The organism is Streptomyces sp. NPDC002536 (assembly GCF_053594995.1).
The window spans coordinates 1-2,612 of sequence record NZ_JBSFWU010000234.1; the positions used below are offsets into that span (position 1 = coordinate 1).

At 68.2% G+C, this 2,612-nt stretch carries 1 protein-coding gene; it reads left to right on the top strand.

The genetic code is table 11. The annotated features are described in order from the left end of the window. Positions 1 to 281 precede the first annotated feature (281 nt). Positions 282 to 2,612 (top strand): aconitate hydratase AcnA (acnA, locus tag ACWD4B_RS35640; protein WP_451424659.1); only part of this gene is annotated, 2,331 nt, incomplete at its 3' end.

Consider the following 2,612-nt stretch of genomic DNA (forward strand, 5'->3'; position numbering starts at 1 on the left):
GGGCCGAGGTGTGCGTTCATGATCGGGAACGCTAGCCGAGGGCGGCACGGTCGCGGCGCCCGCCCCAGAGCCCCAGGTGGGCCCGGATCGGCCCATCAGGACATGACCATTCACCGGCCATGTACTACTGTTATCTCGACATCGAGATATCTGTTGAGAGGGCGTACCGCCGTCGCGCCAGTAAGGCATGCCTAACTTAGGTTCACCTTAGCGGATCCGCGCGGTGATGGGGCGGCAGGATTGCCGCAGTACGCGAATTCATGCACATGAAGGAGACTGTCGTGTCGGCGAACAGCTTCGACGCTCGCAGCACCCTGCGGGTGGGCGACGAGTCGTACGAGATCTTCCGGCTGGACAAGGTGGAGGGCTCCGCGCGCCTCCCCTACAGCCTCAAGGTCCTCCTGGAGAACCTGCTCCGCACCGAGGACGGCGCCAACATCACCGCCGACCACATCCGCGCGCTCGGCAGCTGGGACTCCCAGGCCCAGCCCAGCCAGGAGATCCAGTTCACGCCGGCCCGCGTGATCATGCAGGACTTCACCGGCGTGCCCTGCGTCGTCGACCTCGCCACCATGCGCGAGGCCGTCAAGGAGCTCGGCGGCGACCCGGCGAAGATCAACCCGCTGGCCCCGGCCGAGCTGGTCATCGACCACTCCGTCATCGCCGACAAGTTCGGCACGAAGGACGCCTTCGGCCAGAACGTCGAGCTGGAGTACGGCCGCAACAAGGAGCGCTACCAGTTCCTGCGCTGGGGCCAGACCGCGTTCGACGAGTTCAAGGTCGTCCCGCCGGGCACCGGCATCGTGCACCAGGTGAACATCGAGCACCTGGCCCGTACGGTCATGGTCCGAGGCGGCCAGGCCTACCCCGACACCCTCGTCGGCACCGACTCGCACACCACCATGGTCAACGGCCTCGGCGTCCTCGGCTGGGGCGTCGGCGGCATCGAGGCCGAGGCCGCGATGCTCGGCCAGCCGGTCTCCATGCTCATCCCGCGCGTCGTCGGCTTCAAGCTGACCGGTGAGCTGCCCGCCGGCACCACCGCCACCGACCTCGTCCTCACGATCACCGAGATGCTGCGCAAGCACGGCGTCGTCGGCAAGTTCGTCGAGTTCTACGGCGAGGGCGTCGCCGCCACCTCGCTGGCCAACCGCGCCACCATCGGCAACATGTCGCCGGAGTTCGGCTCCACCGCCGCGATCTTCCCGATCGACGGCGAGACGCTCAAGTACCTGCGCCTGACGGGCCGCAGCGAGCAGCAGGTCGCGCTCGTCGAGGCCTACGCCAAGGAGCAGGGCCTGTGGCTGGACCCGGCCGCCGAGCCGGACTTCTCCGAGAAGCTGGAGCTGGACCTCTCCACGGTCGTCCCCTCCATCGCCGGCCCCAAGCGCCCGCAGGACCGCATCGTCCTCGCCGAGGCCAAGGCCCAGTTCGAGCGTGACGTCCTCAACTACGTCTCCACCGCCGACGAGGCGGGCGAGGAGTCCTTCCCGGCCTCCGACGCCCCGGCCGCCGCCAACGGCGTCCCGTCGAACCCGGTCACCGTCACCGCCCCCGATGGCACGACCTACACGATCGACCACGGCGCCGTCACCGTCGCCGCGATCACCTCCTGCACCAACACCTCGAACCCGTACGTCATGGTCGCCGCCGCGCTGGTGGCCAAGAAGGCGGTCGAGAAGGGCCTGACCCGCAAGCCGTGGGTCAAGACCACCCTCGCCCCGGGCTCCAAGGTCGTCACCGACTACTTCGACAAGGCGGGCCTGACCCCCTACCTCGACAAGGTCGGCTTCAACCTGGTCGGTTACGGCTGCACCACCTGCATCGGCAACTCCGGCCCGCTGCCGGAGGAGGTCTCCAAGGCCGTCAACGACCACGACCTGGCCGTGACTTCGGTGCTTTCCGGCAACCGCAACTTCGAGGGCCGGATCAACCCCGACGTCAAGATGAACTACCTGGCCTCCCCGCCGCTGGTCGTCGCGTACGCCCTCGCGGGTTCCATGAAGGTGGACATCACGCGCGACGCCCTGGGCACGGACACCGAGGGCAACCCGGTCTTCCTGAAGGACATCTGGCCCTCCGAGGCCGAGGTCAACGACGTCGTGGCCAACGCCATCGGCGAGGACATGTTCAACAAGTCCTACCAGGACGTCTTCGCGGGCGACGCCCAGTGGCAGGCCCTGCCGATCCCGACCGGCAACACCTTCGAGTGGGACACCGAGTCCACCTACGTCCGCAAGCCCCCGTACTTCGAGGGCATGCAGATGGAGCCGGCCCCGGTCGTCGACATCACCGGCGCCCGCGTCATGGCCAAGCTGGGCGACTCGGTCACCACCGACCACATCTCCCCGGCCGGTGCGATCAAGGCCGACACCCCGGCCGGCAAGTACCTCACGGAGCACGGCGTCGAGCGCCGCGACTTCAACAGCTACGGCTCCCGCCGCGGCAACCACGAGGTCATGATCCGCGGTACGTTCGCCAACATCCGCCTGCGCAACCAGATCGCGCCGGGCACCGAGGGCGGCTTCACCCGCGACTTCACGAAGGCGGACGCCCCCGTCTCCTTCATCTACGACGCCTCGCAGAACTACCAGGCCGCCGGCATCCCGCTG